General features: G+C 73.4%; 19 protein-coding genes and 1 riboswitch. Of the genes, 13 read left to right on the forward strand and 6 right to left on the reverse strand.

What is annotated here, in order from left to right; all coding sequences use genetic code 11:
* The first annotated feature begins 142 nt into the window (after nt 1–142).
* From J7W19_RS27635 to J7W19_RS27665, 7 genes are all read left to right on the forward strand, one after another.
* Complete coding sequence (locus tag J7W19_RS27635) at nt 143–1132, forward strand: AfsR/SARP family transcriptional regulator (RefSeq protein WP_004939165.1); 990 nt, start codon at nt 143–145, stop codon at nt 1130–1132.
* 6 nt (nt 1133–1138) lie between these two features.
* The gene (locus tag J7W19_RS27640) at nt 1139–2071 is read left to right on the forward strand and encodes an aromatic prenyltransferase (protein WP_004939162.1); all 933 of its coding nucleotides are present in this window, start codon (nt 1139–1141) and stop codon (nt 2069–2071) included.
* Nucleotides 2072–2125: 54 nt separating this feature from the next.
* Entirely contained in the window at nt 2126–3919 is a 1794-nt protein-coding gene (locus J7W19_RS27645) for an FAD-dependent monooxygenase (protein WP_004939159.1), read from the forward strand.
* A 55-nt stretch (nt 3920–3974) separates the two neighbouring features.
* Nucleotides 3975–5492: an FAD-binding oxidoreductase gene (locus tag J7W19_RS27650; protein ID WP_040887670.1), complete on the forward strand. Its 1518-nt coding sequence runs from the start codon at nt 3975–3977 to the stop codon at nt 5490–5492.
* Between the two features lie 76 nt (nt 5493–5568).
* Entirely contained in the window at nt 5569–7188 is a 1620-nt protein-coding gene (locus tag J7W19_RS27655) for a prenyltransferase/squalene oxidase repeat-containing protein (protein WP_004939154.1), read from the forward strand.
* Nucleotides 7189–7226: 38 nt separating this feature from the next.
* Nucleotides 7227–9338 carry an MMPL family transporter gene (locus tag J7W19_RS27660; protein ID WP_004939150.1) on the forward strand — a complete coding sequence of 704 codons (2112 nt, stop codon included), beginning with the start codon at nt 7227–7229 and terminating at the stop codon, nt 9336–9338.
* Between the two features lie 77 nt (nt 9339–9415).
* Entirely contained in the window at nt 9416–10561 is a 1146-nt protein-coding gene (locus J7W19_RS27665) for an AfsR/SARP family transcriptional regulator (protein ID WP_004939147.1), read from the forward strand.
* Here the strand turns inward: J7W19_RS27665 and J7W19_RS27670 are convergent.
* The 4 genes from J7W19_RS27670 to J7W19_RS27685 all read right to left on the reverse strand — a co-directional run bounded on the left by J7W19_RS27670 (nt 10544) and on the right by J7W19_RS27685 (nt 14537).
* Nucleotides 10544–11560, reverse strand: a complete 1017-nt coding sequence (locus J7W19_RS27670; protein WP_004939144.1) for a class I SAM-dependent methyltransferase — start codon at nt 11558–11560, stop codon at nt 10544–10546. The genes J7W19_RS27665 and J7W19_RS27670 overlap by 18 nt on opposite strands.
* Nucleotides 11557–12720 carry a type III polyketide synthase gene (locus J7W19_RS27675; RefSeq protein WP_004939143.1) on the reverse strand — a complete coding sequence of 388 codons (1164 nt, stop codon included), beginning with the start codon at nt 12718–12720 and terminating at the stop codon, nt 11557–11559. Before J7W19_RS27675 ends, J7W19_RS27670 begins: the two co-directional genes overlap by 4 nt.
* Before the next feature lie 52 nt (nt 12721–12772).
* A complete protein-coding gene (locus tag J7W19_RS27680; RefSeq protein WP_004939140.1) occupies nt 12773–13921 on the reverse strand; it encodes a DegT/DnrJ/EryC1/StrS family aminotransferase in 1149 nt (382 codons plus the stop codon).
* Between the two features lie 67 nt (nt 13922–13988).
* On the reverse strand, nt 13989–14537 hold the full coding sequence (locus tag J7W19_RS27685; RefSeq protein WP_004939138.1) for a cupin domain-containing protein: 549 nt from the start codon (nt 14535–14537) through the stop codon (nt 13989–13991).
* A 428-nt stretch (nt 14538–14965) separates the two neighbouring features.
* Here J7W19_RS27685 and J7W19_RS27690 point away from each other — a divergent pair, with 428 nt between their 5' ends.
* The gene (locus J7W19_RS27690) at nt 14966–16576 is read left to right on the forward strand and encodes a class I adenylate-forming enzyme family protein (protein ID WP_004939135.1); all 1611 of its coding nucleotides are present in this window, start codon (nt 14966–14968) and stop codon (nt 16574–16576) included.
* A 54-nt stretch (nt 16577–16630) separates the two neighbouring features.
* On the opposite strand, the gene J7W19_RS27695 is transcribed toward J7W19_RS27690, so the two are convergent.
* A complete protein-coding gene (locus J7W19_RS27695; protein WP_004939134.1) occupies nt 16631–16987 on the reverse strand; it encodes a DoxX family protein in 357 nt (118 codons plus the stop codon).
* Between the two features lie 286 nt (nt 16988–17273).
* Nucleotides 17274–17513: riboswitch (cobalamin riboswitch) on the forward strand.
* Between the two features lie 211 nt (nt 17514–17724).
* Between J7W19_RS27695 and J7W19_RS27700 the strand changes: the two genes are divergently transcribed.
* The 5 genes from J7W19_RS27700 to J7W19_RS27720 all read left to right on the forward strand — a co-directional run bounded on the left by J7W19_RS27700 (nt 17725) and on the right by J7W19_RS27720 (nt 23432).
* Nucleotides 17725–19224: a CoA-acylating methylmalonate-semialdehyde dehydrogenase gene (locus J7W19_RS27700; protein ID WP_004939131.1), complete on the forward strand. Its 1500-nt coding sequence runs from the start codon at nt 17725–17727 to the stop codon at nt 19222–19224.
* Entirely contained in the window at nt 19221–20375 is a 1155-nt protein-coding gene (locus tag J7W19_RS27705; protein ID WP_201768181.1) for an acyl-CoA dehydrogenase family protein, read from the forward strand. The genes J7W19_RS27700 and J7W19_RS27705 overlap by 4 nt, the downstream gene beginning before the upstream one ends.
* Nucleotides 20375–21637: an enoyl-CoA hydratase/isomerase family protein gene (locus J7W19_RS27710; protein ID WP_004939126.1), complete on the forward strand. Its 1263-nt coding sequence runs from the start codon at nt 20375–20377 to the stop codon at nt 21635–21637. Before J7W19_RS27705 ends, J7W19_RS27710 begins: the two co-directional genes overlap by 1 nt.
* An 86-nt stretch (nt 21638–21723) precedes the next feature.
* Nucleotides 21724–22629 (forward strand): 3-hydroxyisobutyrate dehydrogenase, encoded by a 906-nt coding sequence (gene mmsB, locus J7W19_RS27715; protein ID WP_051072461.1) that lies wholly within the window; start codon nt 21724–21726, stop codon nt 22627–22629.
* Nucleotides 22626–23432: an enoyl-CoA hydratase gene (locus J7W19_RS27720; protein WP_004939120.1), complete on the forward strand. Its 807-nt coding sequence runs from the start codon at nt 22626–22628 to the stop codon at nt 23430–23432. The genes mmsB and J7W19_RS27720 overlap by 4 nt, the downstream gene beginning before the upstream one ends.
* Before the next feature lie 246 nt (nt 23433–23678).
* On the opposite strand, the gene metE is transcribed toward J7W19_RS27720, so the two are convergent.
* The gene (gene metE, locus J7W19_RS27725; RefSeq protein WP_004939117.1) at nt 23679–25997 is read right to left on the reverse strand and encodes a 5-methyltetrahydropteroyltriglutamate--homocysteine S-methyltransferase; all 2319 of its coding nucleotides are present in this window, start codon (nt 25995–25997) and stop codon (nt 23679–23681) included.
* Between the last annotated feature and the right edge of the window lie 44 nt (nt 25998–26041).

A 26041-nucleotide genomic window follows, 5' to 3' on the forward strand; every position in this document is an offset into this window, starting at 1 on the left:
GGATTCTAGTGGCGGGCGTTTTTCTCGTCGTTTCGCCGCTGTTTCGCGCGCTCGAAATCGATCCGATAACACGCGGAGAGGGCCCGGGGATATGGTCCTGGAAAGTCGTGCCCAGGAGATGCCGTGGGACGGAGATTGCGCTGTGCTGAACTCTGCTGGTGTCGCTTCCCGGTCCGCCGGAGGGGATTCCGGACCGGCCGGCCCGGGCGCCGGAGGGCCGGGGCCGCTGGTCTTCCGGCTGCTGGGCCCGGTCTCCGCGATCCGGGCGGGCGCGGTGGTTCCGCTGTCCGGGACCAAGATCCACACCGTGCTCGCGGTGCTGCTGCTCGCGCGCGGTGCGCTGGTCGCCGACAGCCGGCTGAGCGCGGCGCTGTGGGAGGATGCGCCGCCGCCCACGTCGAACGCGCAGATCTACACCTATGTGTCCCGGCTCAGGAAAACGCTCGGAAACGGCGCGCGGATCCACCGGAAAGGTCCGGGATACGTTTTCGACGCCCGTGGGGCCGAAATAGACCTGCTCACTTTCGAACGACTCGAGCGGCTCGGCAGGCGGGCCTTCGAGGAGAACCGCCACGAGGAAGCGGGGAGACTGCTCGGAGCCGCCCTGGACTGCTGGAGCGGCCATGCCCTGGAGAACGCGACCGAGCACCTTCTGCGGTTCGAACGGCCACGTCTGGAAGCCCTGCGGAAGCGGGCGTTGGACTGCCGGATCGAGGCGGACCTGTCGCTGGGGCGGCACCGATTACTGGTGCCCGAACTCCTCTTCCTGGTGGCCCGCTTCCCCACGGACGAGAACCTGCGCGCCCACCTCATCACCGCACTCCACCACTCCGACCGGCAGGCCGAGGCCGTCCGGGTCTACGGCGAAGGCCGTCGGATCCTCGACGAACAGCTCGGCGTCCTGCCCGGGCGGCGGCTCAGCGGCGCCTACCTGCGGATGCTGCGCGGCGGGAGTGCCGAGACACCGCGCCGGCCGCTCGTCCCGCCACCCGCCCGGACCGCCGCACCCACCGGACACGACCGCCGCAAGACGGGCGGCCCCGGTGAGCCCGTGCCACGGCGGTGCCCGGTGCGGACAGCCCTGTTCCCGACGGACGGCCGGAACCGTCCGTCACCGACGCAAGGATGGTGACTGCCCGTGAGTGAGGCGGACCCGATCTCCCGGTCGAGCGCGGCCCGGGCGCTCTGCTCGGCCATCGAGGAAACGGCCGGCCTGCTGGAGGTGGACTACGTCCGCGACGACGTGCTGCGCGTGCTGGACGTGTACGGAGGCGAGCTGAGCCGGGCCGTGGTCGCCTTCCGCGTGGCGACCGGCGCGCACCGCGCGGACGAGCTCGACTGCCGGTTCACGGTGCCACGGGACGTCGATCCGTACCGGCTCGCCGTGGACAGCGGGCTGTTGGAGGAGACGGACCACCCTGTGGCCCGGCTGCTCGCCGACCTGCGCGACAACTGCCCCGTCGACGGCTACGGCATCGACTTCGGCGTGGTGGGGGGCTTCAAGAAGATCTGGGTGGTGCTGCCCCGTACCGCCCTGCACAGCGTCACGGAACTCGCCGGCCTCCCGTCGATGCCGCACAGCCTGGGAAAGAGCCTGGACTTCATCTCCCGGCACGGCCTGGGCGACACCGTGGGCCTGCTCGGCGTCGACTACCGCAACCGCACCGTGAACGTCTACTTCGGCGAGCCGCCCGCCGGGGGCATCGCCCCCGAGTCCGTACGGTCCATGCTGCGGGAGGTCGACCAGGCCGAACCGAGCGAGCAGATGCTCCGGCTCGGCCGCCGGGCCTTCGGCGTCTACGTGACCCTCGGCTGGGACTCCCCGGTCATCGAGCGGATCTGCTTCGCCGTGGCGACCACGGACCCGGCCTCCCTGCCCGTCGAACTCGACGAACGGATCGAGCGGTTCGTGCGCCACGTGCGCCGCACGGACCCCGACACGAGGTTCGTCTACGCCGTCGCCTCACAGCCCGACGGCGAGTACTACAAGCTCCAGTCCTACTACCGGTGGGACTCCGGTGTGCGGGACATCATGCGGCTCCCGGCGGGGGCCCTCGCGGACCCGGTGTGATCCGGCACCGCCTTCCCCTCTTCTCCCTCTCGTTCCCTCTCGGAAGGACCGACCTTGAGCACCCTGAAAGTCCCGGTACTGATCGTGGGCGGCGGCGGTTCCGGACTGGCCGCCTCCGTCTTCCTTTCGGGCCACGGTGTCGAGCACCTGCTGGTGGAGCGCCGCGCGGACACCTCGCGCCTGCCGAAGGCGCACTACATCAACCTGCGCACCATGGGCATCTTCCGCCAGTACGGCCTGGCGGACGACGTGGCCGAACGGGCGGCCACGCCCGAGCAGTTCGGCACGGTCCGATGGCAGACCACGCTCACCGGTCCGGGCCCGCTGGACGGGCGGGTCATCCACGAGATGGACGGCTTCGGGGGCGGCGCGCTGCGCGAGGCCTACGAAGCGGCGGGCCCCGCGCTGCCGGCCAAACTGCCCCAGGTGCGCCTGGAGCCGGTGCTGCGCCGCCACGCGGAGCAGCGCAATCCCGGGCACGTCCGGTTCGGCCACGAGCTGGTCGCGCTGACCGAGGCCGCCGACGGCGTCACCGCCGAGATCCGCTGCGTCGAGACCGGCCGGATCACCACGGTCACCGCGCAGTACCTGATCGCCGCGGACGCCGGCCGCACCGTGGGTCCCGCCCTCGGCGTGCGCATGGAGGGCCCGCCCGCCCTCTTCGACGCCACCACGGCCTACTTCTCCGCGGACCTGTCCGAGTGGTGGACCGAGGGCTCCATCATCACCTGGTTCCTCAACCCCTACCGCCCCGACCTGTCCGGCGCCCTCATCGAGATGGGCCCGACCTGGGGCAGGCACTGCGAGGAGTGGGGACTCCACCTGCCGCTCACCGGGATCGACCGCATGGACGAGAAGGCGGTTGCCGACCGCGTCCGCGAGGTGCTCGGCCTGCCCGGTCTCGACCTGACCCTGCACGACGTGACGAGCTGGCGCGTGGAGGCGGTCCTCGCCGAGCGCTACCGTCACGGCCGGACGTTCCTCGTCGGCGACGCCGCCCACCGCCAGCCGCCGGCCGTCGGCCTCGGCCTCAACAGCGGTATCCAGGACGCGCACAACCTCGCCTGGAAGCTCGCCGCGGTGCTCTCGGGACGTGCCTGCGACGGCCTGCTCGACACCTACGAGACCGAGCGCCGGCCCGTCGGCCGGTCCAACACGGCCTGGGCGATGTCCGCCGCCGCGCACCACCAAGTGGTCATCGACGCCGCCGTCGGCCTCGGCCCGCACGTGCCGCCGGAGCGCCGGACACCCGTGTTCCTCTCCTACTTCTCGCCGACACCGGTCGGCGCCGCACAGCGCGCCAGGGCCGCGGAGATCTTCGCGACCCACCGCGGCGAGTGCCAGGCCCTCGACGTGGAGACCGGATTCGCGTACGAGCAGGGCGCGATCGTTCCGGACGGCAGCCGGCCGCCGGCCCGCTCGCCGCTGGGCGACGAGTACCGGCCCGTGGTCCGCCCGGGGCACCTGCTGCCGCACGCCTGGCTGGAACGGGACGGGCGACGTGTGTCCACCCATGACCTGGTCGGGCCCGACGCCGGTTTCGTGCTGTTCACCGGGGCGGGCGGGGCGATGTGGACCGAGGCGGCCGAACGGGCGGCCGGGAAGCTCTCCGTGCCCGTGACCGTGGTCCGGATCGGAGACGGGGACGAGGGCGCGGAGTACGCCGACGCCGACGGCGCCTGGCGGCGCCTGCGCGGAACGGACGGCGGCGCCGCCGCTCTCGTCCGGCCGGACCAGCACGTGGCCTGGTGTGCCACGGGTGCCGAGGCGGACCCCGCCGGGGCCCTGACCGAGGCGCTCGCCCATGTTCTCGGCGGCCTCGGCGTTCCCGGACACCGGGCCCCGTGACGGCCGCGCCGGCCCCCCGAACCTCCCGACGAACGACGGAAACGGAAGCAGCAGCATGATCGACAGAAGGTCCTTCCTCGTCGGCACCGGCGGTGCCGCGCTGGCCGCGACGGCGCTGACCGGCGCCGCGCAGGCCGGTACCGGAACCGCCGGCACCCGGTGGACCCGGCTCGCCGACCGGCTCCGGGGACGCCTCGTGCTCCCGTCGGACGCGGACTACCGGAGGGCCAAGCAGCTCTACCAGGTCCAGTTCGACGCCATCAGCCCCCAGGCGGTCGCCTACTGCGCCTCCGCCGCCGACGTCGCCGCCTGCGTACGCTTCGCCCGGGCCCACGGCATACCCGTCGCCGCGCGCAGCGGTGGCCACAGCGCGGGCGGCTACTCCACCACCCGGGGCCTGGTCGTCGACGTGTCCGGCCTCGACTCCGTGGTACGCGGCGACCGATCGGTGCGGATCGAGCCCGGCGCCCAGTTCGTCGACATCGCGGACACGCTCGCGCCGGCGGGACTCGGCGTCTCCGCCGGATACTGCCCGACCGTCGCGGCCGGCGGGTTCTTCCAGGGCGGCGGCATGGGCCTGTTCACCCGCAGCATCGGCATCGCCTCCGACAAGGTGACCTCGGCGCAGGTGGTCCTCGCCGACGGGCGCACCGTCGTCGCCTCACCGCACCGCCACAGCGACCTGTACTGGGCCCTGCGCGGCGGCGGTGGCGGCAACTTCGGCATCGTCACGTCGTACGAGGTCACCCCGTCACCGCTGACCGACGTGGCCGCCGTCAACCTCGTATGGACCTTCGACCAGGCCCTGGACATGCTGGACGGCTGGACCCGGTGGCTGACCGACGCCCCGTGGACGGTCGGCAGCGGAGTCAACGTCACGCTGACCGACGCGGGGCCCGGCACGGTGCCGACCGCCGCCGTGTTCCTGGGCTCCGTGGACACCGGCAAGGCGTTCGACGACGAGATCGCCCGGCTGGTCTCGCTGGTCGGCCGACCCCCGGTGGGCCGGCGGAAGTTCACCGCCCCGTACAAGTCGGTCCTGATGTCGCTGTACCAGTGCTCCGAACTCACCGTGCAGCAGTGCCACCGCTCCGACACCTCATCCGGCGGGACGCTCCAGCGCCCGGCGTTCGGCGCCTGGCGCAGCCGGCTGTTCGAACGGACGATGCCGCGCGAGGGCTGGGCCGCGGCGCTGAAGGCATTCGACGCGAGCCGGTTCCCCGGGCAGATGCGCCAGTTGCAGATCTCCGCCCTCGGCGGCCGCGCCAACACCGTACGCCGCGACGCCACCGCCTACGTCCACCGCGACAGCCTCTTCTCGGTCAGTTACCTCACCTCGAACACCGCCGGGCCGGTGCCGTACGAGGCCAAGTCCGCCGCGTGGGAGTACGTCGACCACGGCTTCGCGGTGATCGACCCCTACTCCAACGGCGAGACGTACCAGAACTTCATCGACCCGCGCCTGCCGGACTGGCGGCGCTCCTACTACGCCGAGAACTACCCGCGGCTGGCGCGGATCAAGGAGAAGTACGACCCGTACCGGCTCTTCCGGTTCGCGCAGGGCGTCGGCTGACCCGCCGCCCGGCGCCCGCTCTCCGGCACCCGAGGCACTCCGGCCGCTTCCGGACCGACCCAGACAGGAGCACTCCATGAAGATCGCGGACCCGGCGCGCCCGGCCCGGCTGCCCCTGCCCGACGGGGTCTCCCCCGACGAGGTGCGCCAGGCCACGGCCCGCCTGATCGCGCACATCCACGCCAGGACCGACGAGGACGGCGCGATACGAGAGCGGTGCGAGAGCAGGGTGCTGGAGTCCGCGCTCGCCCTGTCGCTGATGTCCAGGACCGGGACGGACTCCCCGGCACGCGGTCGCCTCCTCGCCTACCTGCGCGGGCACCAGGAGTCGCCGGACGCGCTGGACCGGGTCCTCGCCTCGCGTGCCATCGGGCTCGCCGCCGGCCGGGAGCCCGGCGGCGACAGGGCCCTCGCCGCGACCCTGGCGTCGGGCGTCCTCGACGCCGCCCCGGGCTTCATCTCCACCCGCCGCCGCCTCATGGTGTACGCGGTGCTCTCGGTGCTCGGCTGCCCACTGCCCGCCGACGCCGCACTCCCGGGCGGCGGAGGGGTCCCCACCGACCCGCTGCACTCATGGGCCGCCGTGCAGCAGGCGGCCATCACCCTGATCCTGTCCGACGCCCTCGGCGTACGGAACCGGGCCACCGAGGCCGCCCTGGACACCCTCCTGGCCACCGACCCCGCCACCACGGTGTGGGAGGGCTACGCCTTGATGCACCTGCTGGTGCTGCACGCGCTCGCCGGAACACCCGGCCACGAGGAGACCGTGCGCCGCGGCCTCGCGACGCTGCTCCGCCACCAGCGCACCGACGGAGGCTTCCCGTTCGTCCTGGAGATGCACAACTGGTGCACCTCCACCGGGGGTCTCGCCCTGCATGCGGCGGGCGCCGACCGGGCACTGCTGCGCCGGATGGCGGCGACGCTCGCCACCCGGCGGGGCGGCGCGCCGCTGCGCTCGCTCTCCCGCGGCAGGGCGCTGACCGGCGGCTGGTCCATGTCACCGCTCGTCGCGCAGAACGACGTCGACGACACCTCCTGCGCCCTGGAGTTCCTGCAGGCGGTCGACCCGGTCGCGCACGCCCGGACGGTACGCGGCGGGGTGGCCGCCCTGCTGGCCGTGCAGGGCGCGGACGGCGGCTTCCCGACCTACGTCGAGGGCGCCTCCTCGGAACCGTGCATGACGGCCGCCGCGGTCTGCGCGCTCGGCCCGCACCCGGCCGCCGCGCCGCGGCGTGCGAAGGCGCTGGCGTTCCTCGCCGACAGCCAGCAGGCCGACGGCGGCTTCGAGCCGGGCTGGAGCCGAAGCCGCCTGCACAGCCTGTTCCGCGTACGGCTCGCCGCCTGCACGGCGGGCCCGGACGACCGGCGCTCCGCCGGCATGGCGGCGCGGATCGAGCGGACCGTGCGCGAGACGCAGAACGCCGACGGCGGCTGGGGCATGCGGCCCGGTGACCCCAGCGACGACATCAGCACCGCCTACGGCCTGATCACGCTCTGCCACGCCGACGATCCGCGGCCCGTCGGCGCCGCCCTCACCTGGCTGCTGGAGCGGCAGAAGGCCGACGGCAGTTACGGCGGCCCTCCCGACATGGTCGGCCCGCGCCCCTTCGCGTACCACTTCCCGCTGCTCACCGACATCCCGGTGCTGCTCGCCTTCGGGCACGCCCGCGCCCGGGTCCGGCACCTGGGCGGCTGAGCGACGCGGTCCACCCCACGGAACACGGAGACACAGACATGCTGCGAAAACTGGCCGCCCTGCCCAGCGGAAGGGTGGGCAAGTGGGTCGTCATCGCGCTCTGGGCCGTCGTCCTGGTCCCGGCGCTGATGCTGGCCGGGAAGCTCGGTGACGCGGAGGAGAACGACAACGCGGCCTGGCTGCCCGGCAACGCCGAGTCCACCGCCGTCGCCGAACGCGCTCAGAAGGTGATGCCCATCGACTCCGTGCCCGCGATCGTGGTCTACGACCGGGCCGGCGGGGTCACCCCGGCCGACCTGGCCAAGGCGCGCGCGGACGCCAAGGCGTTCCGGGGCGTCGAGAACGTCGTCGGCACGCCGCAGGGGCCGGTCGCGTCCCAGGACGGCGAGGCCATCCGGACCGTCGTCCAGGTACACAAGGACAAGTCCGGCTGGGAGGGGCTCGGCAAGACCGTCGACGCGATGACCGACATCGGCGGGAAGGGCGCGGACGGCCTGGGCTTCCACATCGCGGGACCGGCCGGCCACGGTGCCGACTCGATCAAGGCGTTCGGGGGCGGCGGCGCGCTGACCACGATCACCGCGCTGGTCGTGGTCGCGATCCTGCTGGTCACCTACCGCAGCCCGCTGCTTCCGCTGCTGCCGCTGATCACCGTCGGCGTGGCCCTGACGGCGGCCAAAGCGCTGATCTACCTCTTGGCCCGGGACACCGGGCTCGTCGTCAACAAACAGACGGGTTTCATCCTGGTCGTGCTGGTCTTCGGCGCCGCCACCGACTACGCGCTGCTGCTGACCTCCCGCTACCGGGAGGAGCTGGCACGGCACCGGGACCGGCACAAGGCGATGGCGGAGGCCCTGTACCGCTCGGGCCCGGCGATCGTGGCCAGTGCGGCGACCGTCGCGATCAGCCTGCTGCTGCTGACGCTCGCCGTCCTGAACTCCACCAAGGGCATGGGCCCGGCCTGCGCCGTCGGCGTCCTGGTCGGCCTGCTCGCCATGGTGACGCTGATGCCGGCCCTGCTGGTCGCCTGCGGCCGGTGGATCTTCTGGCCGGTGAAACCCGCCTACGGTGCCGAGGGCGAGAAGAAGGAGAGCGTCTGGAACCGTGTGGGGAACGCCGTTTCGGGCCGCCCGCGGCTGGTGTGGGCGGGCACCGCGGCGGTGCTCGCGGCGATGGCCCTCGGCACCCTCGGACTCGATGCCTCCGGCCTGTCGAACAAGGACCAGTTCACCGGCAAGCCGCAGGTGGTGGTGGCCGAGGAGGTCCGCGCCGCCCACTTCCCGGCCGGGGCGGGCGACCCGGTGTACGTCGTGGCCGCCGCCGGCGCGGCCGACCGGGTGCGGACGACACTGGCGGGAGTGCCCGGGATCGGCGCTGTCGCGGACCCGGTGGTCCGGGACGGCGAGGCCGTGCTGCTCGCGCAGTTGACGGACGAGCCCAGCGGCGAGGCGGCGAGACGCACCGTCGAACGGGCCCGGACCGCGGTGCACCGGATCGAAGGCGCGGACGCGCGGGTCGGCGGCAGCACCGCGATCATGGTCGATACGGAGAACGCGGCGGCCCGCGACTCCACCGTGATCATCCCGATCGTGCTGCTCGTGGTCCTGCTCATCCTGGCGGTACTGCTGCGCGCGGTGGTCGCGCCGCTGCTGCTGATGGCCACGGTGCTGCTGTCGTTCGGCGCGGCCCTCGGCGTGAGCGGCCTGGTGTTCGAGCACGTGCTCGGCCTCGCCGGAGCCGACGCCTCGTACCCGCTGCTGGCCTTCGTGTTCCTGGTGGCGCTGGGCATCGACTACAACATCTTCCTGGTGACCCGGATCCGGGAGGACACACTGCCGCACGGCACCCGGCGCGCCGCGCTGACCGGCCTGTCGTCCACGGGCGGTGTGATCACCTCGGCCGGCGTGGTGCTGGCCGGCACTTTCGCGGCGATGGCTTCGCTGCCCCTGGTCTTCGCGGTGGAACTGGGCTTCACGGTGGCGTTCGGCGTGCTGCTCGACACCATCGTGGTGCGCTCGGTCCTGGTCACGGCACTCGTCCTGGACGCGGGCCGCTGGATGTGGTGGCCCGGCGCGCTGTTCCGGCGCCGCGACGACGTCCCGTCGCCGGCCGGCGAGGCCGTTCGGACACCGGCGCGCAGCGGCACATGAACCACCCCGCCGAGGGCTCCCGCGCCGCGCCGGTCCGGGCCCACGCTTTCGGGGCAGACCCTAGGAGTGCGAAGACGATGGACACGAAGGACACGAGGGACCGGGGCATCCGCCGCGGCACTGTGACCGCCGCCCCGGTGGCCGTCGGACGGCGCGGACGGCGGACCGACGCCGACCCGGGAGCGGAGCGGCGGGCGGGCGGCACGGACGGCGCGGGTGCGCTGCGCATAGCCGAACTGGAGCGGGAGATCCAGGAGTTGCAGCGCGCCAACGAAACCCTCAAGCAATACGTCAGCAAGGCGCTGGACCTGGGCACCGTCCCCACCCGGCGCCGGGACGACCCGGCCCAGCCCCCCGGCGGGCCGGGCGGCTCGCCCATGCCCGGCCCGGCACCCGGTCCCGTGCCGGGCCCCGCCGTGGAGTTCCGGGTGCTCGGCCCGGTCGAGGCGGCCGTCGGCGGCCGGTGGGTGGACCTCGGCGCGCCCAAGCAGCGTGCGGCGCTCGTTCTGCTGGTGAGTCAGGCGGGCCAGCCGGTCTCGGTCGACGCGCTGGTGGAAACGCTGTGGGAAGGCCGGCCACCGCAGTCGGCCATCACGTCGCTGCACGCGTACATCGCCAATCTGCGGCGCGTCCTGGAACCGCACCGGGCGCCCCGCACACCGGCGACGGTGCTGTGCACCCGGGGTCGCGGGTACCTGCTGAACAGCAGGGCCGTCGAGGTCGACGCCCACCGCTTCTGGAAGAGCGCCACCGCCGGCTGGCAGGCCCTCGACCGGGGTGACCCACAACGGGCACTGCACGCGTTCCAGGCCGGTCTGGACCTGTGGCGCGGTGAGGCGTACGCGGAAGCGGCCACGACCCCGCACGTGCTGCCCGAGGCCGTACGCCTCGAGGAACTGCGCCTGTCGGTGATCGAGAGCCGCTGCGCCACCCTGATCGCGGTGGGCAACCACGAGATGGCGGTGCCCGAACTGGTGGCCTTCACGCAGGCCCATCCCCTGCGCGAGTACGGCTGCGAACTGCTGAGCCTCGCGCTGTACCGGGCGGGCCGGCAGGCCGACGCGCTGTCGGTGCTGCGGGTCCACCAGAAGAGGATGGTGGAGGACCTGGGCATCTCGCCCAGCCCGGCGCTGCGGCACCTGGAGACGGAGATCCTGCGCCAGGCACCGGAGCTCGACGGCTCCCAGCGGGTGCCCGGCGGCGGGTCAGCGGGCGAGGACTAGGGTGGTGGGTGACGGGGTGTCCAGGAAGCGGACGTCCTCGAACCCGGCGGCGGTGAGCCACGTGCGGTAGTCCCGGCGTCGCCAGGTGGAACCGCGCCGGCTCTTGAGCAGCATCTCGCCGGCGAAGGTGAGCGCGAAGGGCGGGCCACCGCGATCGTCGTCGGCGATGTAGTCGGAGACGACGAGCGTGCCGCCGGCCCGCAGCGCTCGACGGGCCCGTGTGAAGATCGCCTGGTTCTCCTCGGGCCCTTCCTGGTGGGCGATGTTCGAGTACATGACGACGTCGTGATCGCGGTCGCCGAAGTCGACGGTGTGGAAGTCGCCGTCGACGTGCTCGACCCGGTCGCCCACGCCCCGTTCCGCCAGCAGCCGCCGGGCGATCGCGTTGATCGGCGCCCAGTCGATCTGGACGGCCCGGGCGTCGGGGTTGAGCCCGAGCCAGACGGCCGAGCAGACCCCCGAACCGCCGCCGATGTCGAGCACCGAGATCCTCCCGGCGTCCGCCAGCCCGAGCGCCTCGGCGGCGAGGTGCGCCACGGGCACGGTCTGCGCGGCGATGGCCTGGACGAGTCCCTCCCAGTGCGGGTTGTCGGCGATCTCCACCACCGCGTCCGCCACCGGACCGCCGGCCCGTACCGCGTCGGGCAGCGCGGCCAGCGAGGCCATGTGGCCCATCTTGAGGCGGGCGAACCCGGCCAGCGACTCGGGCCGGTCCGCCACGAGGAAGGCGGACGCCTCGGGAGTGTTGCGGTAACGGCCCTCCGCCACCGTCACCAGGCCCAGGGCGACGAGGCCGTCCAGCAGCGCCTGTGCGCCGCGCGGCGCGATCCCGGCCCGTTCGGCCAGCGCCGCCGGTGTGGCGGCACCGGCCTCCAGGTGCGTGAACAGGTCGCAGGCCGCCGCCGTGCCCAGCGTCCCGGTGGCCCAGTAGCCGTTGATCAACCGCATGATCCGGTCGGATCGGGGCCCAACCTGCGTGCCGTCGCCGGTCCCGGTCATGCGGTCCTCCCCACGTGCGGACGCCGCGCGGCGCCGGCCACCCGGTGCTTCCCTCGGCGGTCACCGGTGGTGCCGTCGACCCAGGTGCCCAGGGCCATCTCCGCGGTGATGCCCGGGCCGAAGCCGGCGATCACGCCGGTGGCGCCCGTGGGCAGCGGTCCTTCCTCGAACCGTCTGCGCAGCGCGTCGAGCACCACCGCGCTGGCGATGTTGCCGTACTCGGTCAGCGTCCCCCGACTGTGCCGGAAGACCGAGTGCTCGACCCCGAGGTACCGGGCGAGGTCGTCGAGGATCCGCGGGCCGCCGGCGTGGACGATGTAGAAGTCGAGGTCCGCGGCGTCCCAGCCGTGGTCCGCGGCGAGGCCGCGCAGCACCGGGGCGAGCGGCTCCATGGTGCCCGGCACCCGGCGGTCGAGCCGGAAGTGGAACCCGGTGCCGCGTACGGCGTAGGAGATCCACTCCTCGGTGTTCGGAATGAGGTAGGAGGCGTTGCGTCGCAGCCGGACACCGGCGACGCCGGCACCAGGCCGGCCGCGCACCACGGCCGCCGCGACCGCGTCCCCGAACAGGCCGTCGGACAGCAGCGAACCGATGTCGTCGGCGTCGGGCTGGTAGCACAGCGAGCACATCTCGCACGAGACGATCAGTACGTTGCTGCCGGGGTGGGCCACGCAGAAGTCGTGGGCGCGGTTGATCGCCGCCCCGCCCGCCGCACAGCCCAGTTGGGCGATGGGCAGTTGCCGGGTGTCGTAGCGGAATCCCATGGTGTTGATCAGCCATGCGGTGAGCGAGGGCATCATAAAACCGGTGCATGACACATAGATGATCGCGTCGATGTCCTCGGCCCGCAGCAGGGCGTTCGCCAGGGCCTCCTCGATGGCGTCGGGGCAGCGCTTCTTCGACTCGATCTCGTAGATCCGGTTGCGTTCCTCGAATCCCGGGTGGTCCAGGGCCTTCTCGACGGGCTGCACCAGGTGACGTTTCCGCACCCCGGTGTTCTCTATCAGCCGCAGCGCCAGCGGCAGTTGCGGCTTCCCGGCGTGGGCCTCCCTGGCGAACTCCAGAGTCTGTTCCATGGTGATGGTGTAATCCGGTACTCGCACCGCGGGTTTGCACAGGACGGGCGTGTCCGGCGTCTCGATCTCGGGAAGTGAGGACATGGCTCTGCCTTTTGCCTCCGTCTTCTGTCGTCAGGTGTGGCGATGACCCCGGTCAGTTCGGGCGCAGGTTGTTCCGCAGCTCGGTCCGCAGCACCTCCGCGACCCGTTCGATCTGGTCCGGGCGGAGCTCCGCGTGCATGGGAATGGCCAGGTTGCGCCGGAAGAGGTCGGCCGAGACCGGACAGTGCCGCCCGGTGTCGAACACCGGCTGCACATGGCAGGCCCACGTACCGTGGCCGCAGCCGATGCCCTGGGCCCGCAACGCGGCGGCGAGACCGGAGCGGTCCACCCGCGGGTCGAGGGTGACCAGGTAGGACTGCCAGGCGTGGGTGCGGTCCGCGGGGACGTGCGGCAGCGTGAGCAGTTCCTCGTCGGCCAGCAGCAGCCCGTACGCCGCCGCCGCCGCGCTCCGGCGTTCCAGGAGCTCACCGACCCGGTCCAGCTGCACCAGGAGGATCGCGGCGGCGATGTCGGAGAGCTTGTAGTTGTGGCCGATCTCGGTGAACGAGGGGATGGGCAGCCCCGCGGCCCGGGCTTGGTCGTAGATGCTGCCGATGCCGAACGACGACCGGAGGCGGGCCGCCGCTCCGATCACCGGGTCGGCGGCGAGCAGCGCTCCGCCCTCACCGCTGCTGGCGCCCTTGCGGCCGTGGAAGGAGAGGCAGGCCACCGGAGCGAGCGCGCCCGTCGGACGTCCCCCGTAGGTGGCACCGACCGCGCAGGCGGCGTCCTCGACGACGAACAGGCCGTGCCGGTCGGCGAGGGCCGTCAGCTCCGCGTAGTCGGCGGGCAGCCCGACGGTGTCGACGGCGATCACGCCCACCGTGCGCGCGCTGATGAGATCCGCCACCGCCCGCGGGTCGATGGTCCCCGTGTCGCCGCGTACGTCGGCGAAGACGGGCGTGGCGCCGACGTAGCGCACCGCGTGGGCCGGGGCGGGGAAGGTGTAGTCGGCGACGATCACCTCGTCGCCGGGCTCGACGCCGAGCGCCAGCATGGCCAGGTGGAGGGCGGCCCCGCAGTTGCTCAGCGCGACCGCGTCGCCGACGCCGTGGTCCTGCCGCAACCGGGCTTCGAGCGCCTTGCCCTTCGGGCCCTGGCCGGCCGGCCACCCCGAGGCGAACACCTCGGCCACGGCCGCGAGTTCTCTCTCGCCCAGGCTCGCGTGCACGAGCGGGACGTCTTCCGTGGTCGTCGTCATCGGAGGCCGGCCTCTCGGTTCGCTCGTCCTCTGTCGGTTCGTGGTCCCCGGCCGGTTCGTTCGCCGGTCACGCCGCGGACCGTCCGGCCGGGTCGGGGGCGGGCGGGGTGTAGCGGAGCGGGGTGATCTGCTGTACGTCGTGGCGCCGGCGCATCCGCTCCACCGCCTCGGAGTCCACGGACCGTCCGGCGGCGAAGATCTCGACGATCTCCTCGAAGTAGCGCTCGTGGTCCGGCGAGGGGGAGCTCTGGAACAGCATCCGAGCCGGCCGGCCGGTGGGGTTGCGGAACGCGTGCGGTGTGCCCGGCGGCACGAACATGCAGCCACCGGCGGTCACCCGGACCGGCCGGTCACCGTTCGGGGACTCCCAGTCGTGCCAGGTGTCCCGGGTGCGCCGGGTGGGCTCGAAGGCCAGGAGCTCCAGCTCTCCTTCCAGGAGGTAGAAGAACTCCTGGGAGTGGCGGTGGGTGTGCGCGCCGACGTCGAACCCCGGTGGCACGATCACCTCGAACACGGAGGAGGCGGAGCCGTCCGCGGCCGTGACCTTGAAGGTCACGTCCTGCGCCTTGGTGGTGAGTTTCCGGCCGTGGCCGGGCGGGACGATGAGACCGCTCATGTGGTGTCGCTCTCTCGGGGGCGGATCGCCGGCGCCGGCGAGGGCCGGCCGCGCGGCGGAACTCTGCGGAAGCGGAGACCCGGGGCCCCGGGCCGGAGGCGTGTAGGGGGGCGGGGCGTCGGCGGCGTGCCGTTACGACGCGCGCCCCGAGCCCGGTCCGGCCGGCCTCCGCAGCGAGGATGTCAGCGGTGACTTGGGGGCGGCTGGGCCCGGAGTTGGTGCCTGCTTGCCGCCAAGCGGAGCCCAATCCACCGGACACTCCCCGGCAAGGGGCGGCGCCGAGGATGCTCCCCCGGAGAGGGCACCCCCGGTCAGGGGCGCCGGTGCCCGCGCCTCGGGGAACCGGCCGGCGTGGCCGCCCACCGCGACCACTGACGCGCTCTCCCGGACCTTCCCCTCCCTGCCCGGCCGACGCAAAGGACAACCCCATGGGAAGCGTGTCGTCGTACAAGCCCGGTCGCACGCCGCGGCGCGCCGCGACCCGCACGTCGCCACACCGGCACGGCCTCTACCTCGGCGTCGTACCGGAACGAGCGGCGCGCGTCCGCGGTGCCATGCCGCTCGTCCTCGACCACGACCTCGACGTCCTGCCGGAGGCCGGCCGCCGGCTGACGGTCCGACGGCTCGCGGACGCCGTGGCCGACCTCGCGAACCGCCTCGCCGCCGCCGGGGTGTGCCCCGGCGGCCACGTGGTGATCTGCAAGGCCCCCAACTTCGACCTGTGGCTGCTGGCGACGGCGGCGGAACGCGTGGGCGCGGTCCCGGTCATGCTCTCCCACCACTTGGATCCCGGGTCCGTCGCCGCGCTGCTGGCCCGGCTGGATCGGCCTCACCTGATCACCGACGGTCCCGGGCTCCGCTCCCTGACCGATGGCGGCGTCGATCCGGCGGGCCTCACCCGGAGCGTGATCGGTGTGGGCGACGCCGGTCCCGGCGCGGTGGCGCTCGCCGGACTGGAAGGCGCGGTACCGGTACGGCCGGTGCTGCGCGGCCTGGACGAACCCGCCCTGATCACCCACACCTCCGGCACCACGGGGCTGCCCAAGCTGGTGGTGCACACGCCGCGGACGATGCGGTCCCGGCTGCGACCGCAGCTGTTCCTGCTGGGGCTGATGAGAAAGCGCGGGACCGTCGCCATCCATCTGCCCTTCGGCCACTCCAGGACATTCGCGGCGCTGGCCCTCTGCCTGCTCCAGGGCATGCCGGCGCTCCTGGTGAAGGACGGAAGCCCGGACGCCGCCGCCGCGTTCTTCGCCGAGCGGCGGCCCTGGCTGATCGAGGCGCTGCCCAACTCCTTCCTCGCCTGGGAGGAGCTGGCCGACGACGCACGGCGTCCGTTCGCCTCGGTGAAGTACTTCAGCAGCACCTTCGACGCGATCCACCCCAGGACGGTTCGCCGCCTGCTGCACGCCTCCGCCCGACGGGCGCAGTTCTTCCAGATCTACGGGCAGAGCGAGGTGGGCCCCGCGGCCGGCCGGCCCTACTATCGCGGGTTGGCCCGCTGGATGGACGGCCGCTGCGTGGGCTATCCGCTGCCGGGCAGCGCCCGGGTCAGGCTGGTGGGCCGGGACGGCGGCCGCCCCTCACGCCGGAACCCCGGCTTCATCGAAGTCCGTTGGGACGGGCTGGCCAAGACCTACCACGGTGAGCAGGAGCGCTACGACGCCCAGCTGCACGACGGTTGGTGGCGCACCGGGGACGTGGGCTACCGCACCATGTTCGGGTGCCTGCACCTGCTCGACCGCGAGTTCGACGCGATCCCCGGGGTGAGCAGCAACCTGGAGGTCGAGGACCACCTGCTGGACGAGCTGGCGGAGTTGGCCGAGGTCGTCGTCGTCCCCGGCCCCGGCGCCGAGGCGGTCCCTGTCGTGTGCACCCGCCATGACGAGCCGCTGGACCGGGAGCGCTGGCACGCCGCCACGGCGGCGTATCCGTCGCTCGCGGACCCCGTCCAGATCCCCCTGGCCGAGCTGCCGCGTACCGCCACGCTGAAGACCCGCCGGGTGGAACTCTCCCGCCGTCTCCAGGCCGGTCTCTGAGGTCCGGCCGGTACGGGAACCCGCGCCGGACCGTTCCGGCGCGGGTTCCGCGGTTCACCAGGGTCCGTGGTAGGACAGCCCCAGGACGAGGACCGCCACCGCGGTGGCCAGGAACACGATCCCGCCCACGATGTCGCGGGACCCCACCCGCAGGTGGGCGATGATGGCGCCGATGAAGTACAGCACCAGGCCGCAGGCCGCGAGGGTCCCCAGGAGCGGCACGGCGAGCCCGGCCAGCAGCCCCACCGTGCCCGCCGCCAGCAACGTGCCCAGGATGGGTACGTACTTGCGGGGTATGCCCTTCATGTCCGCCTGGGTCTTGGGGTATTCGTGGCCGATCAGGTAGGTGACGGCGGCGGCGCCGTTGAAGACCGCGCCGAGAAGGGTGACCGTGACGAAGGCGATGAACACGTTCTCTCCGCTCTCTGGAGACGATGTTTCGGGTGCCCCATCGTGGACGCTGTTCTCTCGGGTGGTCGGATGCCGGGCGCGCCGGTGACCTTTGCGCCCGGCGGCCGCTGCTCAACACCACGCCCAGCGGGTGCCGTTGGGGCGCAAACGCTTCACGCGTGCTGGTGATCGTACATGTCACCGGGGCGTGAGCAGCCGGTCTCGCGTGCTTCCGTCGGACGCGTACCGAGGCGCGGGCGGCGGGGCGGCGGGGCGGGTCTCCTTGTCCGGCCGACCCTGGACTTACTAGGACGTCCAACTATATGGTCGTGGCCAACAAGCCCGCGGTGCAGGGAAGCCGGTGTGAATCCGGCACGGTCCCGCCACTGTGACCGGGGAGCGCGTTTTCACCGGCGAGGGGCCGTCCACGGAAGGGCGGCCGTCGACAGGAGGAACGTCACTGACGGAGCGGCGACGCGACGTCGGGAAGGCGGAAGGCGCGTGGTGATCCGGGAGTCAGGATACCGGCCGCGCGGTGGTTCCGTGTTGTCCACGAGGATGGAGCAGACACGCATGGCACCGGTCCGTTTCCACGACCCAGGTGATCCGGCACGGCGAGCGGCATCGTCCGCCGCCTGACCGCCGGCCAACCCCTGCGCGTTCCCACGGCTTTCGAGCGGGCCCTCATGAGTGACGGCCGCCCGTCGCCGTGCCGTCCCCGGATCCCACCTGTCGAGACCTGACGAGAGCAGGCTTCCATGGTCCGTGAACTGACGCATTTCGTCGCCGGAAAACACGCCCCGGGAACATCGGGCGCCTTCGGTGACGTGTACGACCCCAACACCGGTGAGATACAGGCCCGCGTGCCCCTCGCGAACCGGGCCGAGACCGAGCGCGCCGTCGCCGACGCCGTCGAGGCGCAACGCGCGTGGGGGGAGTGGAACCCGCAGCGGCGTGCCCGCGTCCTGCTCCGGTTCCTCGAACTCGTCGAGAAGGAGAAGGACGCGCTGGCCCGGCTGCTGTCGAGCGAGCACGGGAAGACCGTCGCCGACGCGCACGGTGACATCCAACGGGGACTGGAGGTCGTCGAGTTCGCGGCCGGCGTCCCCCACCTGCTCAAGGGCGAGTTCACCGACAACGCCGGCACCGGCATCGACGTCCACTCGCTGCGCCGGCCCCTCGGCGTGACCGCCGGCATCACACCGTTCAACTTCCCCGCGATGATCCCGCTCTGGAAGGCCGCGCCGGCCATCGCCTGCGGCAACGCCTTCGTCCTCAAGCCGTCCGAGCGCGATCCGTCCGTCCCGCTGCGGCTCGCCGAGCTGTTCCTGGAGGCCGGGCTGCCGCCGGGGGTGCTCAACGTCGTCAACGGCGGCAAGGAGGCCGTCGACACGCTGCTGGAGGATCCGCGGGTCAAGGCGCTGGGCTTCGTCGGCTCGACGCCCGTCGCCGCGCACGTCTACGCGACCGCCGCCGCGCACGGCAAGCGCGCCCAGTGCTTCGGCGGCGCCAAGAACCACCTGATCGTGATGCCCGACGCCGACCTGGACCAGGCCGCCGACGCCCTGATCGGCGCGGGCTACGGTTCGGCGGGCGAGCGGTGCATGGCCGTGTCCGTCGCCGTGCCCGTCGGCACGGAGACCGCCGACGCGCTCGTCGCCCGGCTGACCGAGCGGATCGCCGGGCTCCGCATCGGCCGGTCGGACGACCCCCGGGCCGACTTCGGCCCGCTCGTCGGCCGCGACGCTGTCGACCGCGTCCGCCGGTACGTCGACCTCGGGGTGGAGGAAGGGGCGGAACTCGTCGTGGACGGGCGCGGCTTCCGCCTCCCCGGGCACGAGAACGGGTTCTTCGCCGGCGCCTCCCTCTTCGACCGGGTCACCCCCGACATGCGCGTCTACCAGGAAGAGATCTTCGGCCCGGTGCTCTCCGTCGTCCGCGCCGCCGACTACGAGGAGGCGCTGCGGCTGCCCAGCGAGCACCCCTACGGCAACGGCGTCGCCCTCTTCACCCGGGACGGCGACACCGCCCGCGACTTCACCCGCCGGGTGGAGACCGGCATGGTCGGCGTCAACGTCCCGATCCCCGTCCCGGTCGCGTACCACACCTTCGGCGGCTGGAAGCGGTCCGGCTTCGGCGACCTCAACCAGCACGGTCCCGACGCCATCCGCTTCTACACCCGTACCAAGACCGTCACCTCGCGCTGGCCCTCCGGGGTCAAGGAAGGCGCGAGCTTCACCCTCCCCACGATGGGGTGAGCGCGATGACCACCCTCCTCACCGAGGACCAGCTCGCCCTGGTCGAGACCACCCTGGACTTCGCCCAGGAACACCTCGCCCCGCACGCCGTCGCCTGGGACCGGGACAAGCACTTCCCCCTCGACGTCCTGCGCAAGGCCGCCGGCCTCGGACTCGGCGGCGTGTACGTGTCCGAGGACGCGGGCGGCTCCGGCCTCACCCGCGCCGACGGCGTACTGGTCTTCGAGGTCCTGGCCACCGGCTGCCCGTCCATCGCCGGGTACCTCTCCATCCACAACATGGTCGGCTGGATGATCGACCGCTACGGTGACGCCGCCCAGCGCGAGCGCTGGCTGCCCGCCCTGTGCGCCCTCGACCGGCCGGGCAGCTACTGCCTCACCGAACCGGGCGCCGGCTCCGACGCCGCCGCGCTGCGCACCCGGGCCGTCCGCGACGGCGACCACTACGTCCTCACCGGCGTCAAGCAGTTCATCTCCGGCGCCGGCGCCTCCGAGGTGTACGTGGTGATGGCGCGCACCGGAGGCGACGGGCCGCGCGGCATCTCGGCGTTCGTCGTCGAACGCGACGACCCCGGGCTGTCCTTCGGCCCCGACGAGCGGAAGATGGGCTGGAACGCCCAGCCCACCCGCCAGGTCGTCCTGGACGGCGTCCGGATCCCCGCCGACCGCCGGCTCGGCGCCGAGGGCGACGGCTTCCGCATCGCCATGAACGGCCTCAACGGCGGCCGCCTCGGCATCGCCGCCTGCTCCCTCGGCGGCGCGCGGAGCGCCCTGCACCGCAGCCTGGAACACCTCGCCGACCGCGAGGCGTTCGGCGCGCCGCTGCTGGAGGCGCAGGCGCTCCAGTTCCGGCTCGCCGACATGGCGACCGAGCTGACCGCCGCCCGCGCCCTCGTCCGCCAGGCCGCGGAGGCCCTGGACCAGGGCGACCCCAAGGCGGCCGAACTCTGCGCCATGGCCAAGCGGTTCGCCACCGACACCGGGTACTCCGTCGCCGACCGGGCTCTCCAATTGCACGGTGGCTACGGCTATCTCAGCGAGTACGGCATCGAGAAAATAGTCCGCGACCTCCGCGTGCACCGCATCCTGGAAGGAACCAACGAGATCATGAGCCTCATCGTCGCCCGCGGCCTCACGGCGGGGGTCCGGTGATGGCCGACGACTCGGTGCTCCTGCGTACGGAGGGGCACGCGGGGTACATCACCCTCAACCGTCCCAAGGCGCTCAACGCCCTCACCCATGCGATGGTCGACCGGATCGCCGACGCGCTCGACGCGTGGGAGGCGGACCCGGCGGTACGGACCGTCGTCATCGCCGGCGCCGGCGAACGCGGCCTCTGCGCGGGCGGCGACATCCGGGCCATCCACGACGACGCCCGGGCCCTGCGCGACGGTTCGCACGCCACTGGTGGCGACGCCCGCGCCGCCGGTGACGGCGACCGCGCCGCCCGTGACGAGGTCCAGGCCGTCCGCGACAGCGCCCGCGCCGCCCGCGACAGCGCCCGGGCCACCCGCGACGACGCCCGCGCCGCCCGTGAAGGAACCCGCGCCACCCGCGCCGACGACCGCCCCGGAACCGGCAGCGCCTCCGCCGCCTTCTGGCGCACCGAATACCGGCTCAACGCCCGGATCGCCCGCTACCCCAAGCCGTACGTCGCCCTCATGGACGGCATCGTCATGGGCGGCGGCATCGGGATCTCCGCCCACGGCGGCGTGCGGATCGTCACCGAGCGCTCGCGGCTGGCCATGCCCGAGACCGGCATCGGCTTCGTCCCCGACGTCGGCGGCACCTACCTGCTGGCCCTCGCCCCGGGCGGACTCGGCACCCACCTCGCGCTGACCGCCACCGCCGTGGGGGCCGCCGACGCGCTGCTGTGCGGGCTCGCCGACCACCACGTCCCCGCGGCCCGGCTGCCCGAGTTCGCCGCCGCCCTGGCCCGCGGGACCGTCCACGACGTCCTCCCCGGCTTCGTCGCACCGCCCCCGGAGGGCGAGTTGGCCGCCCACCGGGAGTGGATCGACGCCTGCTACGCGGCCCCGACCGTCGAGGAGATCCTCGACCGGCTCCGGGCGTGCGGACACCCCGCCGCCAAGGAGGCCGCCGAGGCGATCCTCGCCAAGTCGCCCACCGCCCTGAAGGTCACCCTCGCCGCCCTGCGGCGCGCCCCCGCGCTCGGCCCGCTGGAGCGGGTGCTGGAACAGGAGTACCGCGTCTCCTGCGCCGCACTCGCCACACCGGACCTGGTGGAGGGCATCCGCGCCCAGGTCGTCGACAAGGACCGGAACCCGCGCTGGACGCCCGCCACGCTCGCCGACGTCTCCGCCGAGGACGTCGAGCGCTTCTTCGCCCCGCTCGGCGACCGGGAGCTCACCCTGGCCCCCGGCGACGGTCCACTACAGGAGGTGCCCTGGTGACTGCGACCCCAGAGAACGCGACTTCCCCGACCCCCGCGACGATCCCCGCGGCCGGCAAGGCCATCGGCTTCGTCGGCCTGGGCAACATGGGCGGCCCGATGGCCGCCAACCTCGTCGCGGCCGGACACCGGGTCACCGGTTTCGACCTGCTGCCCGAGGCCGTCGAGGCCGCCGCCAAGACCGGCGTCCGGCCCGCCGCCTCGGCCGCCGAGGCCGTCGCCGACGCGGACCTGGTGTTCACGATGCTGCCGACGGGCCGGCACGTGCTCGGCCTCTACACGGACGGGGGGCTGCTGGCCGCCGCCCGGCCCGGCACCCTGTTCGTCGACAGCTCGACGATCGACGTCGCCGACGCCCGGGCCGCCCACGACGCGGCGCGCGCCGCCGGCCACCGGGCCCTGGACGCACCCGTGTCGGGCGGGGTGTTCGGCGCCGAGGCCGCCACCCTGACCTTCATGGCCGGCGGCGAGGCGGCGGAGTTCGCGCAGGCGGAGCCGGTGCTGGCCGCGATGGGCCGGAAGATCGTGCACTGCGGACCCGCGGGCTCCGGGCAGGCCGCCAAGATCTGCAACAACATGATCCTGGGCATCTCCATGATCGCCATCAGCGAGGCGTTCGTCCTCGGCGAGAGCCTCGGCCTCTCCCAGCAGGCGCTGTACGACGTGGCGTCCACGTCCTCCGGGCAGTGCTGGGCCCTCACCGTCAACTGTCCGGTGCCCGGACCGGTCCCGGCCAGTCCCGCCAACCGCGACTACCGGCCCGGCTTCGCCGCCCCGCTGATGGCCAAGGACCTCGGCCTCGCCGCCAACGCGATCCGGGCCGGCGGCGTGGACGCCGAGCTGGGGCTGCGGGCGGCGGAGCGGTTCGCCGCGTTCGCGGCGGGGCGCGGGGCCGCGGAGGACTTCTCCGGGATCATCCGCGAGATACAGGACCGCTCGGGCCGGGGCGCCTCGGGCCCTGACGGCTCGGCGCCGGACGAGGGTACGGCATGACGGGCCCCGACGGCACGCCGTCGTACGCGCCGCCCTACGAGACGATCGTCGTCGAGCGCAAGGGCCGTACCGCGCTGCTCACCCTCAACCGCCCCGATGCCCTCAACGCGCTCAACCTCCAGGTCATGCACGAGGTCGTCGACGCCACCGCCGCCCTCGACCGGGACCCGGACATCGGCTGCGTCGTCATCACCGGCTCCGGGAAGGCGTTCGCCGCGGGCGCGGACATCAAGGAGATGCGGCCGCGGAGTTACCTGGACATGTACCTCAGCGACTGGTTCACCGCCTGGGACCGGCTCGGCGCGCTGCGGACGCCCACCGTCGCCGCCGTCTCCGGCTACGCCCTGGGCGGCGGCTGCGAACTCGCCATGCTCTGCGACATCCTGCTCGCCGCCGACACCGCGGTCTTCGGCCAGCCCGAGATCAAGCTCGGGGTCGTCCCCGGCATCGGGGGCTCGCAGCGGCTGACCCGGGCCGTCGGCAAGGCCAAGGCCATGGAGCTGTGCCTCACCGGCCGCACCATGGACGCGGCCGAGGCCGAACGCGCCGGGCTGGTCTCGCGCGTCGTCCCGGCCGGCGACCTGCTCGCCGAGGCCCTGAGCGTCGCCGAGACCGTGGCCGGGATGTCGGCGCCCGTGGCGATGATGGCGAAGGAGAGCGTCAACCGCGCCTTCGAGACCACCCTCGCCGAGGGCGTCCGCTTCGAACGCCGGCTGTTCCACGCGGTGTTCGCGACCGAGGACCAGAAGGAGGGCATGACGGCGTTCGTGGAGAAGCGGCCACCGCGCTTCACCCACCGCTGACCGCCGGCCCGGGGGCGCCGACCGCCGGCGCCCGGGCCGGACGCGGGGCCTCGGCCACCGGCGTGGGGCGTTCCACCCGCGCGGCCGTCAACCGCCGCCACGGGATCGCCGGGCCGCGCGAGGGTGCGGTCCCGGCGGCCCGCGGGTCGGCGGGGCGCCGGGTGGACACGCCCCGCCGGGCCCGTACGCCGCCGGGCCCTTCGGGCCCCCGCGCCGCCGGACCCGCCGGGCTGGTCCGTCAGTCCGTCAGCACCCGGACAGCTCCCCCCGGACGGTCCGGGCCGCGGTCACCAGGTTCTCCAGTGACGCCCGGGTCTCCGGCCAGCCGCGGGTCTTCAGCCCGCAGTCCGGGTTGACCCACAGCCGTTCGGCCGGGATCGCCTCCAGTCCGGCGCGCAGCAGTTCCGCCGCCTCCTCGGCGCTCGGCACGCGCGGCGAGTGGATGTCGTACACCCCCGGCCCGGCCTCGCGCGGATAGCCGTGCGCGGCCAGTTCGCGGGCGACCTGCATGTGCGAGCGGGCCGCCTCCAGGCTGATGACGTCGGCGTCGAGGTCGTCGATGGCCCGCACGATGTCCCCGAACTCGGCGTAGCACATGTGCGTGTGGATCTGGGTGTCCGGCCGCACCCCGCCCGTGGTGAGCCGGAACGCCTCGGTCGCCCATTCCAGGTACGCCGGGCGGTCCGCGGCCCGCAGTGGCAGGGTCTCGCGCAGCGCCGGCTCGTCGACCTGGACGACGGAGGTACCCGCCGCCTCCAGGTCGTTCACCTCCTCGCGCAGGGCGAGGGCGACCTGCCGGGCGGTGTCGGCGAGCGGCTGGTCGTCGCGGACGAAGGACCAGGCGAGCATGGTGACCGGCCCGGTGAGCATGCCCTTGACCGGGCGATCGGTGAGGGACTGGGCGTACGTCGTCCACCGTACGGTCATCGGCTCGGGCCGGGAGATGTCGCCGGCCAGGACCGGCGGGCGGACGTAGCGGGTGCCGTACGACTGCACCCAGCCGTGCTGGGTGGCCAGATAGCCCGTCAGCCGCTCGGCGAAGTACTGCACCATGTCGTTGCGTTCGGGCTCGCCGTGCACCAGGACGTCCAGGCCGGTCTTCTCCTGGAAGGAGATCACCTGCTGGATCTCGGTCCGGATGCGCTCCTCGTAGCCGGCCGGGTCGATCCGGCCCGCGCGCAGGTCGGCGCGGGCGGCGCGGAGGTCGCCGGTCTGCGGGAAGGAGCCGATGGTCGTGGTCGGCAGCAGCGGCAGGCCGAGGCGGGCGCGCTGCGCGCCGGTGCGCTCGGCGTACGGCAGGGAGCGGCGGGTGTCGGCGGCCGTGACGGCGGCGGCCCGGGCCCGGACCGCCGGGTCGTGGGTGATCGGGGAGGCCGCGCGGGAGGCGAGGTCCGCCCGGTTGGCGGCCAGTTCGGCGGCGATGGTGTCGGTGCCCTGGGCGAGGCCCTTGGCGAGCGTGACGATCTCCCGCGTCTTCTGCTGCGCGAAGGCCAGCCAGCGCAGGATCTGCGGCGCGATGTCGCGTTCCATGGCGGCGTCGAGGGGGACGTGCAGCAGGGACGAGGACGCGGACACGTCCACCCGTTCGGCCAGGCCGAGCAACGTGCCCAGGGCGGCGAGGGACTTCTCCAGGTCGTTCACCCAGATGTTGCGGCCGTCGACGACGCCGGCGACCAGGCGCTTGCCGGGCAGCCCGCCGACGGCGGCGAGGTCGCCGAGGTTGGCGGCGGCGGACCCGGTGAAGTCCAGGGCGAGCCCCTCCACCGGCGCCTTGGCGAGCACGGGCAGGGCCTCGCCGAGCCGGTCGAAGTACGAGGCGACCAGCAGCTGCGGCCGGTCGGGCAGCGTGCCGAGGTCCCGGTAGGCGCGCTCGGCGGCGTTGAGCTCGGCCGGGGTGCGGTCCTGCACCAGGGCGGGCTCGTCGAGCTGCACCCACTCGGCGCCCGCCGCCCGCAGGTCGGCCAGCACCTCCGCGTACACCGGCAGCAGCCGGTCCAGCAGGGTGAGCGGGACGAAGTCCGGGTCCACGCCCGGCGCGGGCTTGGCCAGCAGGAGGTAGGTGACGGGCCCGACGAGGACCGGCCGGGCGGTCAGGCCCAGGGCGAGGGCCTCCTTCAGCTCCGCGACCTGCTTGGCGGAGTCGGCGCGGAACACCGTGTCCGGGCCCAGCTCCGGCACCAGGTAGTGGTAGTTGGTGTCGAACCACTTGGTCATCTCCAGCGGCGCCACCTCCTGCGTGCCGCGCGCCATCGCGAAGTACCCGGCCAGGGCGTCCTCCTCGACGGCGGCCCGGTGCCGGGCGGGGATCGCGCCGACCATGACGGTGGTGTCGAGGACGTGGTCGTAGTACGAGAAGTCGCCGGTGGGCACCTCGTGGAGGCCGGCCGCGGCGAGCTGCTCCCAGGTGTCCCGGCGCAGGCCGGCGGCGGTGTCCCGCAGGGCGTCGGCCGTCACCCGGCCCTTCCAGTAGCCCTCGATCGCCTTCTTGAGTTCACGGTTCCGGCCCTGGCGGGGGTAGCCGTACACGGTGGCCCGTGCTGCCGCGGCTGCGGACTTGGTGGTCACGGAGATCTCCTTCGCGAGATGGATCCCTGAGATCCCGGGACGGG

Origin of the sequence: Streptomyces mobaraensis NBRC 13819 = DSM 40847 (genome assembly GCF_017916255.1) — a bacterium.
GTDB lineage: Bacteria > Actinomycetota > Actinomycetes > Streptomycetales > Streptomycetaceae > Streptomyces > Streptomyces mobaraensis.

What these genes read in the sequence shown, in the direction of transcription:
- J7W19_RS27650 (WP_040887670.1), top strand. Translation starts at nt 3,975, where the DNA reads ATGATCGACAGAAGGTCCTTCCTCGTCGGCACCGGCGGTGCCGCGCTG.
- J7W19_RS27655 (WP_004939154.1), top strand. Translation starts at nt 5,569, where the DNA reads ATGAAGATCGCGGACCCGGCGCGCCCGGCCCGGCTGCCCCTGCCCGAC.
- J7W19_RS27660 (WP_004939150.1), top strand. Translation starts at nt 7,227, where the DNA reads ATGCTGCGAAAACTGGCCGCCCTGCCCAGCGGAAGGGTGGGCAAGTGG.
- J7W19_RS27665 (WP_004939147.1), top strand. Translation starts at nt 9,416, where the DNA reads ATGGACACGAAGGACACGAGGGACCGGGGCATCCGCCGCGGCACTGTG.
- J7W19_RS27670 (WP_004939144.1), bottom strand. Translation starts at nt 11,560, where the DNA reads ATGACCGGGACCGGCGACGGCACGCAGGTTGGGCCCCGATCCGACCGG.
- J7W19_RS27675 (WP_004939143.1), bottom strand. Translation starts at nt 12,720, where the DNA reads ATGTCCTCACTTCCCGAGATCGAGACGCCGGACACGCCCGTCCTGTGC.
- J7W19_RS27680 (WP_004939140.1), bottom strand. Translation starts at nt 13,921, where the DNA reads ATGACGACGACCACGGAAGACGTCCCGCTCGTGCACGCGAGCCTGGGC.
- J7W19_RS27685 (WP_004939138.1), bottom strand. Translation starts at nt 14,537, where the DNA reads ATGAGCGGTCTCATCGTCCCGCCCGGCCACGGCCGGAAACTCACCACC.
- J7W19_RS27690 (WP_004939135.1), top strand. Translation starts at nt 14,966, where the DNA reads ATGGGAAGCGTGTCGTCGTACAAGCCCGGTCGCACGCCGCGGCGCGCC.
- J7W19_RS27700 (WP_004939131.1), top strand. Translation starts at nt 17,725, where the DNA reads ATGGTCCGTGAACTGACGCATTTCGTCGCCGGAAAACACGCCCCGGGA.
- J7W19_RS27710 (WP_004939126.1), top strand. Translation starts at nt 20,375, where the DNA reads ATGGCCGACGACTCGGTGCTCCTGCGTACGGAGGGGCACGCGGGGTAC.
- mmsB (WP_051072461.1), top strand. Translation starts at nt 21,724, where the DNA reads ATGGGCGGCCCGATGGCCGCCAACCTCGTCGCGGCCGGACACCGGGTC.
- J7W19_RS27720 (WP_004939120.1), top strand. Translation starts at nt 22,626, where the DNA reads ATGACGGGCCCCGACGGCACGCCGTCGTACGCGCCGCCCTACGAGACG.